The sequence below is a fragment of the Tamaricihabitans halophyticus genome, from assembly GCF_004340875.1.
Taxonomy (GTDB): domain Bacteria; phylum Actinomycetota; class Actinomycetes; order Mycobacteriales; family Pseudonocardiaceae; genus Tamaricihabitans; species Tamaricihabitans halophyticus.
Genome location: NZ_SLXQ01000014.1, coordinates 23,327 through 40,333 on the forward strand (window position 1 = coordinate 23,327; position 17,007 = coordinate 40,333).

Below are 17,007 nucleotides of genomic sequence, written 5' to 3' on the forward strand. Positions count from 1 at the left end.
GGGCGCCATTCGATCACGACCAGGAACGAGGAGAGGGCGTGACCCCAGCCAGCAAGACCTGGCGCAATCCCCTGCGGAACGAGCGAGACAAGCGGCTTCCCCGGATCGCCGGGCCGTGCAGCCTGGTGATCTTTGGCGTCACCGGGGATCTTTCCCGCAAGAAGCTGATGCCCGCGATCTACGATCTGGCCAACCGCGGGCTCCTACCGCCTGGGTTCGCCCTGACCGGGTTCGCCAGGCGAGACTGGGAGAACCAGGACTTCGGCGAAGTCGTCTACGAGGCGGTCAAGAAATACGCCAGGACGCCGTTCCGGCAGGAAGTCTGGGACCAGCTCGCGGAGGGGATCCGGTTCGTCCAAGGCAGTTTTGACGACGACGATGCCTTCGATCGGCTCGCGGCCACGGTCCACGAGCTGGATCTCGAACGAGGTACCGGCGGAAACCACGCGTTCTACCTTTCCGTGCCGCCAAGCGCGTTTCCGTTGGTGTGCCGCCAGCTTGCCCGCTGCAAGCTCGCCGAGCACGCCCCGGAACAGTGGCGCAGGGTGGTGATCGAAAAGCCGTTCGGCCACGATCTGGACAGCGCCCGCAAGCTCAACGCCGTGGTCAACGAGGTCTTCGGCGAAGACCAGGTGTTCCGCATCGATCACTACCTCGGCAAGGAGACGGTTCAGAACATCCTGGCGCTGCGGTTCGCGAACCAGCTCTTCGAACCGCTCTGGAACGCGAACTACGTGGACCATGTACAGATCACCATGGCCGAGGACATCGGTCTCGGTGGCCGCGCCGGTTACTACGATGGCATCGGCGCCGCCCGCGACGTCATCCAGAACCATCTACTCCAGCTGATGGCGCTGACCGCGATGGAGGAACCAGTCTCGTTCAACCCCGCAGATCTGCGCGCGGAGAAGGTGAAGGTGCTTTCCGCGACGAAACCGGCGACACCGTTCGCCGAGACGACCTCGCGGGGGCAGTACACCGGCGGCTGGCAGGGCGGCCAGAAGGTACCCGGACTACTCGAGGAAGGCGGGTTCTCGAAAACCTCGAGTACCGAGACCTTCGCCGCGATCGAGCTGGAGGTGAACACCCGGCGCTGGGCCGGGGTGCCGTTCTACCTGCGCACCGGAAAGCGGTTAGGCCGCAGGGTCACCGAGATCGCCGTGGTGTTCAAACGCGCGCCGCACCTGCCCTTTGACGACACCGCGACGGAAGAGCTTGGCCAGAACGCCTTCGTGATGCGCGTGCAGCCGGACGAAGGCGTCACCATGCGATTCGGCTCGAAGGTGCCGGGCAGCACCATGGAAGTCCGTGACGTGACGATGGACTTCGGCTATGGCCACTCGTTCACCGAGTCCTCCCCGGAAGCCTATGAGCGGCTGATCCTGGACGTGCTCCTCGGTGAACCTTCGCTGTTCCCCGTGAACCAGGAAGTGGAGCTGTCCTGGGAAATCCTCGATCCGGTGGTGCGGTACTGGGCGCAGAACGGCAAGCCACAGACCTATCAGGCGGGTACCTGGGGGCCGGAATCGGCCAACGCGATGCTGGCCAGCACCGGTCGGCACTGGAGGCGTCCATGATCATCGACCTGCCGGCGACCACGACCTCGCAGGTGAACAACAAACTGGTGGAGATCAGGGAACAGGGCGGTGCGGTCACCCTTGGCCGGGTGCTGACCCTGGTGATCGTCACCGATGATGGCGCGGAGGCCGAGGAAGCGGTCGATGCCGCGAACGACGCGAGCCGGGAACACCCATGCCGGGTCATCGTGGTGGCTCGCGGTACCCGCAAGGCCGCCGCGCGGCTGGACGCGCAGATCAGGGTCGGCGGTGACGCGGGTGCCAGCGAGGTGATCGTGCTGCGGCTGTACGGCCCGCTGGCCGCCGAAGGCGCCGGCTGTGTGATGCCCCTGCTGCTGCCGGATACGCCGGTGGTCGCCTGGTGGCCGTATACCGCCCCGGCGAGCCCAGCCAAGGATCCGATCGGACGGCTCGCGCAGCGGCGGATCACCGATGCGGCCGCCGAGCGCAACCCGATCAAGGCGCTGCAGACCAGAAGGGACAACTACACCGGGGGCGATACGGACCTCGCGTGGACACGGCTCACCAACTGGCGCGCGGTACTCGCCGCGGCGCTGGATCTGCCGCCGCACGAGAAGGTGACCGGCGCGACGGTCGTCGGTGAGGGTGATTCACCGTCCACCGATCTGCTGGCCAGTTGGCTGTCGCACTGCCTCCGGGTGCCCGTGCAGCGCAAGCGCACCAGTTTGGAAGGCATCGTCACGGTCCAGTTGGAGCGCAAGTCCGGCATGATCGAACTGCATCGCCCGGACGGCAAGGTCGGCACGCTGACACAGGCTGGACAACCCGACCGCAAGGTCGCGCTGCAACGCCGGTCTCGAAGGGACTGCCTGGTCGAGGAGCTACGGCGACTGGACGCGGACGAGGTGTACGCGACCACGTTGCGCGCGCTGGACAAGATCACCCGTAGCCGGGCAACCGCGACAAGGACACGGCAGACAACGAAACCGGCCAAGGCAGCAAGACCAGCGAGTTCAGCCACGTCCGCGGGTTCAGCGAAACCGGCCAAGTCGGCCAAGCCAGCCAAGACCGCGAAGTCGGGTAAGGCAGCTAAAGCACCGACATCGGGTAGGGCCGCAAAGCCCGCTACTGGCGTCCGCGCCGGTGCCGAACAGGGCCAGGCACCGTGACCGAGCGGTATGCGATCTCGCACGAGACAACGGAGCTGCTGACCGCAGCGGCCGCCGCGCGGTTGATCACCACCCTGGTGGACGCGCAGCTACGCCACGGCAGCGCGCAGCTGGTGCTCACCGGCGGCGGCACTGGGATCGGCCTGCTCGACCAGGTAAGGCGCAGCCCCGCGCGCGATGCCGTGAACTGGTCGAAGGTCGACTTCTACTGGGGCGATGAGCGATTCCTCGACGCGGGTGATCCGGAACGCAACGAGACGCAGGCAAGAAACGCCCTGCTCGACCATATCGAGATCGATCCGGCTCGGGTGCACCCGATGGCGGCCGCGGATGGCCCGTTCGGAGCTGATCAGGAGTCGGCCGCTGCCGACTACGCCGCGCTGCTCCCCGAGCGATTCGACGTCTGTCTGCTCGGCGTCGGCGAGGAGGGCCATATAGCCTCGCTGTTCCCCCATACGGCTGCGGTTCGTGCCAGCGGCGAGCTGGTAGTTGCGGTGCGCGACAGCCCTAAGCCACCGTCCCTTCGCCTGTCGCTCACGCTGCCGGCGATTCACCGGGCCAGTGAGGTCTGGCTGGTCACCGCCGGTGCGGGCAAGGCCGCGGCGGTGCGGGACGGGCTGGCCGGCGTACCGGCCGAGGAATTACCGGCTGCGGGTGCACGGGGGCAACAGCGCACCCTGTGGTTCCTCGATCGCGCCGCGGCTGGCGGCTGATCCCGGGTTCGTACCTCCTTGACCGGATCGGTTGCTCGGTCCCTGATATTCGACTCCGGTATGTGCGAATGCACATTTGTTCTCGTGGTCGCGTCACGTTTCGGCCACAATGACTTCTCTTAAGGTGACCGTCGCGTTTCGGCGTGTTCGCGAGCTGCGACCTTGGAGGTCAGATGACCACCCCGGAGTTCAGGCTTGCCTGGTTCCGTCTCGGCACCAGGAAGCGGGCCGCCACCAGGCAGGACTCCGCTGCTCGGCCCGGGGCACGGTCCGGTACGGACGGGGCCGCGCCGGCGGTGGCCAATGCTGGCGGCCCCGACGCCGTACCTTCCACCGGCACGCGACGCGGCTCCTGGCTACGTGGTTTTCCTGTTGAGCTGTGCATCGTTGTCCTCGCCGCCCTGGACGTCTGGCTGGCCATGGACGACGAGATCGCACTCGGCTGGAATATCCAAGCTCTTGCGCAGGATGACCCCTCCCTGCCGCATTCGATCGTGCTCTCCGCCATCTCCTGCCTGGCGCTGTTCGCCCGGCGCAGGTTCCCGTTCATCACGCTGCTGATCACTGTTCCCGGGTTCTTCGTCGGCTGGGCGCAGCTGGCCGCGATGGTCGCGTTGTGGACGCTGGCCAGGCGCAAGCAGCTGGCCTGGCAGACGATCGTGGGCGCGCTGCTGGTCGCGGCCTGCCGGTTCGTCACCTGGCCACCGGAACTCTTCTTTGAGGACAGCTGGCGCTCGCACGCCCTGGACGCGATCTGGAGCGCGATCGTGGCCGGTCTTCCGGTTGCCCTCGGCCTGCTCGCCGCCGCGCGGGAAGAGTTGGCTGCCCGGTACACCGAACTCACCCAGAGCAGGGAGCGGGAACGACAGTTGCACGCGATCGCGGTGCGGGAACAGGAACGCACTCGGCTGGCCAGGGATATGCATGACGGGGTGTCCCATCAGGTCACGTTGATCGCGATGCAGGCCGGCGCGTTGAAGGTGGCCGCGGACGACGAGTCCACCGCGCAGAGCGCGGACACCATCCGGCAGCTGAGCCTGCGCACGCTCGGCGAACTGCGGGAAATGGTCGGCCTGCTCCGCAGCAGCGCGACCCAGCAGGCTGGCGATGGCTGCCAGCACGACCTGTCCGGTTTGGCACGGCTGATCAACGAATCCGAGGTTGACGCGGCATTGCTGGCCAGCGAGCTTCCGGAACAGCTGCCCGCCGAGGTTTCCAGCGCCGCCTACCGCACGGTGCAGGAAGCTTTGACGAACGTCTGCAAGCATGCCCCTGGTGCCGCCGCGACCGTCCGGGTTTATCATTCGGACGATCAGCTCCATGTCCATGTGCGCAACACCGCGGCGAGCGAAGCGCCGTCGGCGAACCTGCCATCCGGTGGGTACGGATTAGCCGGGCTCGCGGAACGCGCCGAGCAACTGGGCGGTAGCTTCGCCGCCGCCACGTTGACCAGCGGTGGCTTCGAACTGCACGCCAGTTACCCGTTGGGACCCAATCCCAGTGAGCCGTCCAGCCCTGCCGATCTAGCCGTGCGCGAAAGCACCGACGCCGGGGCTGGTACCACGACCGAACCCCTCAGCACCGCCGCGGCGGACTGATCACCAGCGGGGCCAGCAGCGGCTGGCTCAGAGTTCGCGACGAGCGCGTAGCTTCTCCAGTGCCTCGGTGAGGATCGCTTCGCCGTCCGACTCGCTGCGCCGTTCCTTCACATAGGCGAGGTGCGATTTGTACGGCTCGGTGCGCGGCACCGCCGGCGGCTTCTCTTGATCTTGCCCAGCTGGCAGCCCGCACCGTGGGCAGTCCCAGGACTCGGGCAGCTCCGCTTCCGCGGCGAAGGATGGTCGGGACTCATGCCCATTCGCGCACCAGTAGGACACCCGGCGTCGGGGCGCGGATTCGCCGCGCTCCGACTCGCCCATCGGCCCCGCACCCACCCGGGTGCCTCGAATCGCATTACCGCCAGACATCAATTTTCACACCCCACCAACATCGTTTTCTCGGTAGTGCTTTTTGATGTTCACCTGCCGGATGCACCCCCAGAAGGGGGCAGAACCAGAGGCAGTGCAACCAGTGGCAGTAGTACCAGTGGTTGCGTGTGCAGCGAGCCGCGTTCGGCTACACGTTCATCTTCATCATGAGACCGAGTCCCACAATGGTGATCACCCAGATCGAACCGACCAGAACCGTCAGCCGGTCCAGGTTCTTCTCGGCGACGCTGGAGCCGGCCAGACTGGACTGCATACCGCCACCGAACAGCGAAGAGAGCCCGCCGCCCCGGCCGCGGTGCAGCAGGACGAGGAGAATCAGGAGCAGGCTCGTGACGATGAGCATGATGTTCAGTACTGTTTGCATCGCTTCCTCGCTACGACGACGGCGACCCACAGGATAGCGGGTCAGCCGGACACTCAGGGCAACGGGCCGCCAGCAGCGAGCGCGCAGAGTTTGGTGAACTCGTCGGCTTGCAGACTCGCCCCGCCGACCAACGCGCCGTCGATATCCGGTTGGCCGACCAGTTCGGAAATGTTCGCGGACTTCACCGAGCCGCCATAGAGCACGCGTGCTTCGTCCGCGATCTCCTGCCCGTATTTCTCCGCGAGCTGACTCCGTAGCGCGCCGCAGACCTGCTGCGCGTCGGCGGACGTGGCGACCTTGCCGGTACCGATCGCCCAGATCGGCTCGTAGGCCACGACCACGTCGCGTACCTGCTCGGTCTTCAGGCCCTTCAGCCCGGCGATCAGCTGCGCGTTGCAGTGCTCGACATGCTCGCCGGCCTCCCGCAGGTCCTGCGCCTCTCCCACACACAGGATCGGCTTGAGACCGTGTTTGAGCGCCGCCCGTACCTTGCGGTTGACGGTTTCGTCGTCCTCGCCGTGGTGCTCGCGCCGCTCCGAATGCCCGACCGTCACGTAGGTGCAGCCGAGTTTGGCCAGCATCGAACCGGAGACATCCCCGGTGTAGGCGCCGGAGTCATGCGGGGAAATGTCCTGCGCGCCGTAGCTAAAGAGCAGCTTGTCGCCCTCCACCAGCGTCTGCACGCTGCGGATATCGGTGAACGGCGGCAGCACCGCCACCTCGACCTTGCTGAAGTACTTTTCCGGCAAGGAGAACGCGATCTTCTGCGCCAGCGCGATCGCCTCGAGGTGGTTCAGGTTCATCTTCCAGTTGCCGGCGATCAGCGGCAGCTTGGCCATGATTTACGCGCCCTCCTCAAGGACCGTCACCCCGGGCAGTTCCTTGCCTTCCAGGAACTCGAGCGAGGCGCCACCACCGGTGGAGATATGCGAGAACTTCTCCTCAGGTAGGCCCAGCGTGCGGACTGCCGCCGCCGAGTCACCACCACCTACGACGCTGAACGCCGCACCATCCGCGATCGCCTGCGCGACGCCACGGGTTCCCTCGGCGAACGGTGCCAGCTCGAACACCCCGGCGGGGCCGTTCCAGAACACCGTCTTCGCCGCGGCGACCTTGGCGGCGAAGGCTTCGGTAGTGCGCGGGCCGATGTCCAGGCCCATCCAGCCTTCGGGAATCGCGCCGACCGAAACCGTGTCGGTGCTGGCATCGGCGGCGAACTTGTCCGCGACCACCACATCGACCGGCACCACGATCTTGTCGGGGTGCTCGTCGAGCAATCGGCGAGCGGTGGCCACGAAATCCTGCTCGAGCAGCGAAGCACCCACGCTGTGCCCCTGTGCGGCGAGGAAGGTGAACATCATCCCGCCACCGATCAGCAGGGTGTCCACGCTGGGCAGCAGTGCCTCGATCACGGCAAGCTTGTCCGAGACCTTGGAACCGCCGAGCACCACCACGTACGGGCGTTCCGGATTGCCGGTCAGCGTGCGCAGCACGTCCAGCTCGGCGAGTACCAGCCCGCCCGCGTAGTGCGGCAGCAGCTTCGCCACGTCATAGACCGAGGCCTGCTTGCGGTGCACCACGCCAAAGCCGTCCGAGACGAAGGCGCCGCCCTCGGCTAGCGCGGCCAGCTCGCCGGCCAGCTCCGCGCGCTCGGTCTCGTCCTTGCTGGTCTCGCGAGCGTCGAAGCGCACGTTCTCGAGTAGTGCGACGCCGCCGTCCGGCAGGTCATTCACGGTGGCTCGAGCCTGTTCACCGGCGACATCCCCGGCTAGCGCCACCTCGGCGCCGAGCAGCTCGCCCAGTCGGCGCGCAACCGGGGCGAGGGAGAACTTCGTGTCCGGCTCGCCTTGGGGACGACCGAGATGCGCGGCGACCACCACGCGCGCCCCCGCGCCCGCGAGCCGCTTGATGGTGGGCACCGAGGCACGTACTCGACCGTCGTCGGTGATCCGGTTCTGCTCATCCAGCGGGACGTTCAGGTCGGCGCGCACCAGGACGCGCCGACCTGAGACACCGCTGGTCAGCAGGTCGTCGAGGGTAGCCGGCATGCTCAGCTCAGCTTGGTGCCGACGAGCGCGGTCAAGTCGACGAGCCGGTTCGAGTAGCCCCACTCGTTGTCGTACCAACCGACGATCTTCACCTGGTTACCGATGACCTTGGTCAGCGGCGCGTCGTAGATGCAGGACGCCGGGTCGGTGACGATGTCCGAGGAGACGATGGGCTCCTCGCTGTAGCGCAGCACGCCCTTCAGCGGCCCTTCGGCGGCCGCCTTCATCGCGGCGTTCACGGCCTCGGCGCTGGTCGAGGTGGAGACGGTCGCGGTCAAGTCGGTGGTCGAACCGGTCGGCACCGGAACGCGCAGCGCGTAGCCGTCCAGTTTGCCGTTCAGTTCCGGCAGCACCAGGCCGATGGCCTTCGCCGCGCCGGTCGAGGTAGGCACGATGTTCAGTGCGGCGGCACGGGCGCGGCGCAGGTCCTTGTGCGGGCCGTCCTGCAGGTTCTGGTCGGCGGTGTAGGCGTGGATGGTGGTCATCAGGCCCTGCTCGATGCCGAACTCGTCGTGCAGCACCTTGGCCATCGGGCCCAGGCAGTTGGTGGTGCAGGAGGCGTTCGAGATCACCGTCTGCGAACCGTCATAGGCGGAGTCGTTCACTCCGAGCACCACGGTCAGGTCCTCGCCCTTGGCAGGCGCGGAGACGATCACCTTCTTGGCGCCGCCCTCGTCAACGTGCTTGCGGGCGTCAGCGGCGTTGGTGAAGAAGCCAGTGGATTCGACGACCACGTCCACACCGAGGTCAGCCCATGGCAGCTTGCCCGGGTCCTTCTCGGCCAACGCCTTGATCGTCTTCCCGCCGACCTGGATACCCTCGTCGGTCGCCTTGACTTCCTCGGAGACCCTGCCGAGCACGCTGTCGTACTTCAGCAGATGCGCCATGGTGGCGACGTCACCGAGGTCGTTGAAGGCCACGATCTCGATGTCCTGGTTGCTGGCCTGGGCGGCACGGAAGAAGTTACGTCCGATGCGGCCGAAGCCGTTGACGCCTACGCGAACCGTCACGGTTGTTCTCCTGGTGACTCGACCCCGGGGCCGTCCGGGCTACCGGTTGGGTCCCACGGGGGTTGGCACGGTCTGACTGAACCGATTCCACCCTATCGCTCCGTGTAGACGGACCGGATAGGGCCGGGTGTCGACACCCACCGACTCGCGCTCTTTAAGCATCTTGCGATGACTGTGCGTAACCGCGTTCTTGCGGTCACGGCGAGTGCCCCTACCCGACCTGGCGTTGCGAACCCGGCTTATGGCCGCCACTCGTTGGTGCTCCCCAGGTAGCTCCTGGACAGCCACTCCTGGGGTAGCCGCCGAGCTTCCCGAAGGATCTCCCTCACCGGACCCTGATGTTGCGGGTCTAGCCATTGAACGAGAGCGTCAATACTTTCCGTGGCTTGCTCGTTCGTCCTCTTGTGTTGCCCCTTGGCTTTGCCACGTATCCCCCGGCGCAACAACGCGTCGATCAACTCGGTAGCTGGACGGATCTCGGGAATGCCCTCGGCGCCGGCCACCCTGGACGCGTAGGCGGGCGTCCATAGCCCGGATCTGTCGAGGTCACCGAAGTAACGCACCTCGTTGATCCCGGACATCTGGCCAATCGCGCGTACTGAAGCGGTGAAGGCCTCGCCGGCGCCCCAGGCAAGCACGCCGACGCGGCCAGGATCGCGAGACAGCACGGCTTTGAGCGACGACCAGGTGGTGGCGTTTTCCACGACGAGCAGAAGCTCACCAGGACCGATCCGCTCGTGTTGTAGTGGCGGGACAACGACCTCGGCGCACAGCACATCTAGGGTTAGTCCACGCGCGAACAAGCCGGAGTCCCGTGGGCCGTCGAGTTCCTTCTCCAGCTCGGCCCGGTCCAATTGTTCGCCGAAGATCTGCAATGCCCGCTCGCGTAACGGTTCCACCTCGGCGTCGGGATTGCGCCGCAACCATGAATTGACGCACCGGATCAGCTCGCGTTGCCGTTCGGTCAAGCTTGCCCACTCGCGATCTACCCAGTTCAGCTTCGGATGCCACACCTCCTTCTTCGGCTCCGGCTTCGGTTGGCGTACCTGGACCAACGTCACGTGTAGCGGCAGATCCCGGTTGATCCCGTCCCGTTCCCGACTCCAGGTCAGCGAGCCCTGCTCGGCGAGACAGGTCAGCGCCACAGCAAGAATCGCCGCGCGATCCGGCGCATCCAACTTCTCGGGCGCGACCTCGTTGAACAGGCTCCATAGCGTGGGGGCGGTCCCCTTCCCGCCTGGGTTCAGGTAAAACCGCTTGTTCCGCCGGCCGCGCAGCTGCTCGTGCAGTGCCTGCGCGTAGCGTTCGCCCTCAGTCATCGCACGCGCTCCCGTTGTCTGGTGGTCATGGCGCCTCGGCGGGCACCGCCGTGGTCTCGTCGTCCTCGTCCCGCTGGCGCTCGAAGATCCGGCTCGCGGACAGCTCCGGACGACCGTGTTCATCGGGCAACTGGTTACGGATCAACTCATCCACCGAGAGGTACTTACGGCCAGCGCGCAGATCCGCATCGTTGCGCAGCCGCACGATCAGCGGGAACTCCGCCAGCGCGCCGGCGTCGAACAGCCCCGTCGTGTAGATCAGCTGCACCCCGAGCGCGTCGGCCACCGCGCGCTGTAGCTCGAGCAGATAACCAGCCGACGCCCTGCCGATCGGGTTGTCCAGGAACAGCACGCCGGAGTGCAGGTTGCGCATCCGCCCGCGATCGTTCGCCCGCAGCGCGGCGAGCGTGCAGTACAGAATGATCGCCGCGGTGAGCTGCTGACCGCCGGAGAACACATCGCGAATCTCGGATACCCGCTGGCGCTCGGTGCGCAGCACGGAATCCGGCTTCAGCATGTCCACCCGGAAACCCTTCGGGGCGGCCGCCCGCACACCGCGCAGCAACAGCGAGATCCCGTCGCGCTTGACCTCCCTGCCGTCACTGGTCTTCCCGGCGGCCGCCTCGTCGACGACCTCACCAAGCCGTTCCGCGAGGACGTTGTCCTCCAGCTCGCTGAACCGGATACGCAGGAACTCCTGGCCGGACCACTCCCCCAATCCATCGGGCAGCCGAGACAGTCGTTGGGCGGAACGCAAGGTACGCAGCGCGCCGTCCACCATGCCCTGCAACCGGGTGATGATCCCGGTGCGATGCCGGTCGATCTGCTCGAGGTCATCGGTGAGCGTGCGCAACCTCGGCCGCAGCGCGGCGATCCATTCCGTCGCATGCCCTGGTAGTTCATCCCGACGAACCGAGATCACCTGCTGGCGGACCGGGCTGGTGAGCTTCTCGAACCGCTTGTCCGTGGCGTACTGCGCCAGCGCGTCCGCGGCCGCGCGAACCCGCGCCTCGGCTTGCTCCACCGCGCGCACCGCCGTGTTCAGCGCGGCATCCAGGGAACTGTGCTTCGCCTGCGCGGCATCGAGGTCACCGTCGAACACCCGCTCCGTGGCTTCGGCTGGCACCAGCGATCCCATGGACGTGACCAGAAACCCGAAGCCAGCGCTGGTGTTCTTCGCCGTTTCGGTTGACCGCTGCGCCCGCGCGTGCACCTGCTGCGCGTCGTCCCATTTGCGCGCCGCGTTGTGTGCTTCCTCGCCAACCTCGGCGATCAGCTCCCGCCCGTGCTCGACATCGCGTGGCCGCGGATACGAACCGAGCGAGCCCGCCTGCCCGCTCAACTGGTCGAGTTCGGCCTTCCTTGTCGCTACCAGCGACACCGCTTCGGTGTGCTGTTCCTCCAGCGCGGCGACCTTCCGCCGCGCCCGATCAAGCGCGGCCGCGCGCGCGGCACTGTCCGAACCATCCGGAGTCTCCAGCAGCTTCCCCGCCAACTCCCGGACGTCCTCGTCCAGACCGTCCACGGCCACCCTGGTCCTGGATTCGGCGGCTTCCGCCTGCTCCAGCTCGGCCCGTAGATCACCGCCCACTTCGACCTTCGCGTACGCCTCGGCGGCCGCCACGAACGCCCGACGCAACGCGTCCACCGGTTCGCTCGGCACCGGTTCATCCGGCGAAACCGAGCCTCCGCCCGGCACTTCGGCGAGTTCGGCGCGCGCGCCGTGCGCGGTCCGGCGGTGCTCATCAGCGGCCCGCTGTTCCTCGGCCATCTGCTCGCGTGCCCTGGTCGCGCCATTGGCCGCGGTGTTCGCCCGCTCATCGGCGAGCTCGGCGGCCTCGTTCGCCTGCTGCGCCTGCGTGGTCCACTCGGCGAGTTTGGCCGACTTGTCCGCGAGATCCGCGAGCAGCCTGGCTCGCTCCTCAGCGGCACGCACCACCTGGCGCAACTCCGGCACCCGCTCGCGCAGCGAGTCCCGACTCGTGGTGATCCGCTCGAGCTCGGCGGCCATCTTGGTGGCGGCGTCATCGGCTTCGGTGGCGGCGCTCGCCGTGGTTTCGGCGGCTTCGGCCAGCTCGGCCACCTTGCCCGGCGGGAAGTCCTCTCGCCAGGCGGTCAGCTTCCAGTCCAGTGCGGAATCCGCCGAGATCCGCTCACTCAGCTCGCGAAGCTGGTGCTGCCGGCGGGTTTGTTGCGCGCCGATGGCCTCGCGTTCGGCATCGGCCGCGTCCTCGTCGTACATCGCCGGGTTGGGTGGCACCAGGAAATCAAGTCCCGGCGCGGTATCGGCGGCACCGTCGTGCATCGCTGCCGTGGTACCCACCGCGAGCAGCGCGCCCGGCAACAGCTTCGCCTCGGCGAGCGCCTTTTCCGCGCGGTCCACCTGGCTTCCGTCGTTGAGCACGATGCCGTCCACCAGATGCGGGAACGCCCGCAGCGCGACCTCGCGCCGTTTGGCATCCAGAGTGGACAGATAGCGCCAGCCGGACCAAGCGGTGATCCCGACTTTCTCCAGCACCTCGACGCCCTGCTGCACCTCGTGCGGCGGCGGCAACAAACCGCCCTCGCCGAGCGCGGCGAGCGCCCGCTCGTCCCGCGACTCCTCGATGCGCAACTCGGTCTGCGCCCGTTCCGCCTCCGCCCTGGCATCCCGCAGCCTGGTCAACAACGCCGGAGTATCGGTCTCCAGCGTGACCTGCTCGGTGCCGAGCAGTTCAACCAAGCGAGGTTCGGCCGCCAAGCTGTCCGCGCGGCGATGCGCGGCGCTGAGCGCGTCCGCTGCCTGATCCCGCGTGGCTCGCGCGGCGGTGGCGTGTTGCTGTGCCTCGTACAGCGCGGTCTGCGTCTCGCCGTGCTTGGTCTCGATCCTTGCCAGTTCGGCGTCCTTGGCCGTCAGCTCCGCCGTTCGGGCATCGCGTTCGGCGCTGGCTTCCTCGGCGGTGCTACGCACGCCGTCCGGATCGGTGAGGTGGCCCGCGCGTACCGCATCGGACAGTTCGGCTCGCACCTGCTCGATCTGACGCGTGCAATGCGCAGCCGTGGCTCGCTCGTTCGCCGCGATTCCGGTCGCCGCATCCCGTTCGGTCTGCGCGGCCTCGGCGGCATCCCGGTGCTCGGCCACCCGTCCGTCGGCGGCTTCGGCGAGATCGCGCGCATCGGTGGCGAGCCCGAGCAAACTGCGCGCGAACTTCTCCGCCGCCGCGGTCTTCGCCGCAAGCGCGGGTTTGGCCTTCTCCTCTCGCTGGTTGACCAGCTCGCGAGTCTCGTGTGCCTTGCTGGCGGCGTCCAACTGCGCAAGCACCGTTTCGGTCTCCCGCCAGGCCTGCGCGTTCGTCCTGGCTTCGGTCAGCTCCTCGGCCGTCGCGTCCCTTCCGGCAACCGCCTGCTCATGCTGCATCGTCGCGACGATGCGCTTGAGCTCGGTGAGCGCACCCTGTACCCGCCGATGGTCACCCTCGGCCATCCGCTCGCTGACCCTGGCTTCCTCGACGTGCTCCTCGAGGTCACGTAGCCGGTCCTGTTCCGCGCGATGCCGTGCGGCCACCGAGCCGGCGAACTCGCTCATCTCGTCCCGTGCGGTGCCGGCTAGTTTGCGGGAGGCGACGGCCAGCCGTTCCTCCTCGGCGAGCGGATCGAGTAGCTCCAGCGCGCCGGCGACGAAGTCCCGTTCGTTGATCAGGTCACCGCGTTGCGCCAGATTGGTCGCGTAGCTGGCCACCACATCAGCCAGATCGCGGGGCTGCTCATCAGAAAGCACGGCGCGCAACAGGAACTCGACGAAGGCTTCATCAGTGTTGAAGGCGAAGGCATCGGCCGCCTCGCCCTCCCCCGCGTTCATCGCACGCTGGTAGCGGAACAGCTCGGTGTCCAGGCCTACCGCGTCCAAGCGATCGGTCCACTCGCTGTGCCGGCGGGTCCGGAACAGTTCCAGCTCAGGTTCGGCGCGATGTGCCTCGTCCAACCGCTCGAGGAACCTGGTCATGGTCAGCGGGCGCGCTTCGACGAACGGGAGCCCGGTGAGCTCGACGTTGCCGCTCGGCCGAAAGCAGTACCAGGTGTCGATCAGGTTCGCCGGGTCGTTGGAAACGGTGTGTCCCCGCCATTCGGAGACCTTCCCGGTGATCAGCCGCTGCCCGGTTCGGGTGTGCTGCCATTCGAGCACGACGTGCGAGACATCCTTGCCGCCAACGAACTTCTCCAGCACGCGGGTGTTCGTGGTACCCACCACCTGCCGGCGACCGGGCAGCATCACCGAGAAGATCAGCTTGATCAGCACGGACTTCCCGCCGCCGTTTTCCAGGAACAGCACGCTAGCCGGTGCGGGGCGGCGCGGGACCCTTGTCATCGACTCGTGGATACCGGCCGCGAAGAGCACGTCCTGGCTGGGCGCGGCCACGTACGGACCGGCCCCACTGAGATCCAGCAGCACATCCTGGTACCTGGCACCGGACGGGCCGACGGCGTAGAGGCGGACCCGCGAGAGCTCGTACATCCGTTTTACCCCAGCGTTTCCGGAGCAGCCTGGCGCAGACTGCCGTCATTGGTTGCCACCGAAACCACGTTCAGCCGTAGCAGCTCGTCGAAAGCCGCGTCCGCCGCAAGCTCGCGCACCTGCACCTGGTAGCGCGGCGTGGTCCGGAACGTCCCGCCGTATTCCTCGTTGACCTGGACCAGAAAACCCTGCTCGGTGAGAAACCGCAGCGCGCGGGTGACCATCCCCCGGGTGGTGTCCGAGGCGAGCCGCCCATCCTTGGTCGCCGCTGTGGACGGTCGTCGGGCGAAAGCCCGCCACGCCTGCTCCAACTCGGGCGATTCGGCGAGCGGATCATTGTTCCGTTCGGCCTTGGCCGCTCGCTCGTCCAGTACCCGGCAGGCTTCCCGCACCATGCCGTCGACCTGCTCGACGCTGACCCTGCCGATGTAGGTGTCGTTGGCGAGATCATCCGGTCGCGGATAGCCGAGCGCGGCGACCGCGAGATGGATCAGGCCGTGCAGGACTTTCTCGGTGTCCCTGCGCTCCCGGATCTTGCTCTGCCGGGCGTAACCGTCCATTTTGATCTCAAAGACCGACTCGTCGGTGGCCGCGAGCACGGCACCAGCCTGCATGCTCACGTCCAGCACCATCAAGCCGAGCCCGGCGGCGACCGCGTGGGTGGTCTGTTTGAAGGACCGGTCCTCGGTGAACCGGCGGACCAGCTCCGCATAGGCGACATCGCGCGCCGGCAATTGCTTTGGCCGCATCCCGAACGCGATCAACCGCGCGGCCGATTCCACGTCCCCGGCATCCACCGTGCGAGCCATCAGACAGCCACCTCCCCCTCGTCGGCGTCCAGTGTCGAACCGGGCTGCGCCTCGGGCTCCGACCGCAAGCCAGCCGTGATCAGTAACAGATCGGCACCGCCGAATTCCGCATCGTCCAACTCCGTGCCGTCATCCACCGCGAGCAACGTGCCCGCATCACCGGCGCGATACGCCGCGCCCACTTCCGGGCTGTAGGCATGCAACGCGCGCAGCGCGATCAACCTGGCCACGTCCCGATCCACCGACCGTGCCTCGGCAAGCAACCCGGACAGCCTGCGGGGCACATCGGGCAGGTCGAGGAGTTCGTCGGCATAGCGCCATTGCTCATCGGTGAACCGGTCGGTCGTCTCGGCTGGCAGCAACTCGGGCTCATCGACCTCGCCGACGAACTCCTCGCGTTCCGCCGAAGGCCGCAGCAGCAGGGAAACCAGTGAAGACAGGGCTGGGACCGGCGGCACCGTCACCCCGGCGGCTGCGTTGAAGTACGCCTCGGTTGGCGATACGGCATCGTGCAGGGACAGTCCCAGACTGGGCATCAACAGCTGGCCGAACAGATCCAGCGTGGCCCGCTGCGGCGGACCGGAGAACTGCTGCCGGTCCTGCTCGGCGCGAAACGTCGCACCGGCGGCTTGTAGCCGGGACTGCAGCTGAGTATGCCTGCCGATACAGTCGGCAACGATCTCCACCAGTTCGGCAGCCCGACGCTTGTGGTCCGGATCCTCCGACTCATCCCGCGCGGTGGTGATATTGCGCAATACGCCGTTCTCCGCGCGAAACCGCGTCTCGATATGCGCCAGCGCGGAGTCGATCAGCTCGGGGATCTCCTGTTCCCAGTCGACCGCGCGCACGTCGCGGCGAGTCGCGTCCAGCTTCGCCCGCAGGATCTCGCCGTACTGCACGGTCCGGTACCGCGCCTGCTCAGCGGCCAGCTTCGCGTCGGCGAGCCGGCCCCGCTTGATCAGATTGTCCAGTTTCACCTCGGCGGCGATCTGCGCGGACTCCACGTCGGTATCCAATGCGCCGACGAGCACGTTGATCGCCTCGTCGCTGGAGCGCAGGTACACCTGCCCGGCACTACCGGCGAACTCGATGAGCAGCTTGAAGTCGAAGGACCGGCGGACATAGCGGCCGCGCTCGTCGACGTCGCCGTACACCCGATGGAACCCACGGTCCGTGGTGCCCACGTTGATCAGATTGTCCAGCACCCAACGGGCCACTCGTTCGTGTTCCTCGGCCAGTCGGTTCGGTGCTTGCGCGGCGATGAACGGGCGCAGCCGGTGCACGATCTCGCGGTGATCGGCGCCGGCATCGAAGTCCATCGCGATGGTGACCTGGTCGATCGCGTGCAGACCGATCTCGGCCATCTGGTAGACCCGCGCGTCGGCCCAGTCCAGCTTCGTCTTCCGTGCGTCGAGCTCGTGCAGCGGCGCGGTACACGCGAGCGCCTTCAGCCTGCGGGTGAGCCCCTCGTCCACCCGGCTGTCCGCGCCGCCCGTTCGGTCATCCTGCACGGCGCTCCAGGCTAGTCGCCGCGACGACGCCACGTCGGGCGAGGTC

At 67.2% G+C, this 17,007-nt stretch carries 13 protein-coding genes; 4 read left to right on the forward strand and 9 right to left on the reverse strand.

What is annotated here, in order from left to right; translation table 11 throughout:
* Window positions 1-38: 38 nt before the first annotated feature.
* From zwf to EV191_RS24015, 4 genes are all read left to right on the forward strand, one after another.
* Window positions 39-1,577, forward strand: a complete 1,539-nt coding sequence (gene zwf / locus EV191_RS24000) for a glucose-6-phosphate dehydrogenase (protein ID WP_132879636.1) — start codon at window positions 39-41, stop codon at window positions 1,575-1,577.
* Window positions 1,574-2,707 (forward strand): glucose-6-phosphate dehydrogenase assembly protein OpcA, encoded by a 1,134-nt coding sequence (gene opcA / locus EV191_RS24005; RefSeq protein ID WP_132879638.1) that lies wholly within the window; start codon window positions 1,574-1,576, stop codon window positions 2,705-2,707. The genes zwf and opcA overlap by 4 nt, the downstream gene beginning before the upstream one ends.
* Entirely contained in the window at window positions 2,704-3,420 is a 717-nt protein-coding gene (gene pgl / locus EV191_RS24010; protein ID WP_207894648.1) for a 6-phosphogluconolactonase, read from the forward strand. Before opcA ends, pgl begins: the two co-directional genes overlap by 4 nt.
* Before the next feature lie 173 nt (window positions 3,421-3,593).
* Entirely contained in the window at window positions 3,594-5,018 is a 1,425-nt protein-coding gene (locus EV191_RS24015; protein WP_132879639.1) for a sensor histidine kinase, read from the forward strand.
* A gap of 27 nt (window positions 5,019-5,045) precedes the next feature.
* Here EV191_RS24015 and EV191_RS24020 read toward each other — a convergent pair whose 3' ends face one another.
* The 9 genes from EV191_RS24020 to EV191_RS24060 form a co-directional block, all read right to left on the reverse strand.
* Complete coding sequence (locus EV191_RS24020; RefSeq protein WP_132879641.1) at window positions 5,046-5,387, reverse strand: RNA polymerase-binding protein RbpA; 342 nt, start codon at window positions 5,385-5,387, stop codon at window positions 5,046-5,048.
* Between the two features lie 148 nt (window positions 5,388-5,535).
* Complete coding sequence (gene secG / locus EV191_RS24025; protein ID WP_132879642.1) at window positions 5,536-5,772, reverse strand: preprotein translocase subunit SecG; 237 nt, start codon at window positions 5,770-5,772, stop codon at window positions 5,536-5,538.
* Between the two features lie 53 nt (window positions 5,773-5,825).
* On the reverse strand, window positions 5,826-6,611 hold the full coding sequence (tpiA, locus tag EV191_RS24030) for a triose-phosphate isomerase (protein WP_132879644.1): 786 nt from the start codon (window positions 6,609-6,611) through the stop codon (window positions 5,826-5,828).
* Window positions 6,612-6,614: 3 nt separating this feature from the next.
* Complete coding sequence (locus EV191_RS24035) at window positions 6,615-7,820, reverse strand: phosphoglycerate kinase (RefSeq protein ID WP_132879645.1); 1,206 nt, start codon at window positions 7,818-7,820, stop codon at window positions 6,615-6,617.
* A 2-nt stretch (window positions 7,821-7,822) separates the two neighbouring features.
* Window positions 7,823-8,830, reverse strand: coding sequence for a type I glyceraldehyde-3-phosphate dehydrogenase (gap, locus tag EV191_RS24040; RefSeq protein WP_132879647.1), 1,008 nt, complete (start codon window positions 8,828-8,830; stop codon window positions 7,823-7,825).
* A gap of 239 nt (window positions 8,831-9,069) precedes the next feature.
* Window positions 9,070-10,149 carry a hypothetical protein gene (locus tag EV191_RS24045; RefSeq protein ID WP_132879648.1) on the reverse strand — a complete coding sequence of 360 codons (1,080 nt, stop codon included), beginning with the start codon at window positions 10,147-10,149 and terminating at the stop codon, window positions 9,070-9,072.
* 25 nt (window positions 10,150-10,174) lie between these two features.
* Window positions 10,175-14,641, reverse strand: a complete 4,467-nt coding sequence (locus EV191_RS24050) for a coiled-coil domain-containing protein (RefSeq protein WP_132879650.1) — start codon at window positions 14,639-14,641, stop codon at window positions 10,175-10,177.
* A gap of 5 nt (window positions 14,642-14,646) precedes the next feature.
* Window positions 14,647-15,450 (reverse strand): hypothetical protein, encoded by an 804-nt coding sequence (locus EV191_RS24055; protein ID WP_132879651.1) that lies wholly within the window; start codon window positions 15,448-15,450, stop codon window positions 14,647-14,649.
* Window positions 15,450-16,961 carry a hypothetical protein gene (locus tag EV191_RS24060; RefSeq protein WP_207894650.1) on the reverse strand — a complete coding sequence of 504 codons (1,512 nt, stop codon included), beginning with the start codon at window positions 16,959-16,961 and terminating at the stop codon, window positions 15,450-15,452. Before EV191_RS24060 ends, EV191_RS24055 begins: the two co-directional genes overlap by 1 nt.
* Window positions 16,962-17,007: the final 46 nt, after the last annotated feature.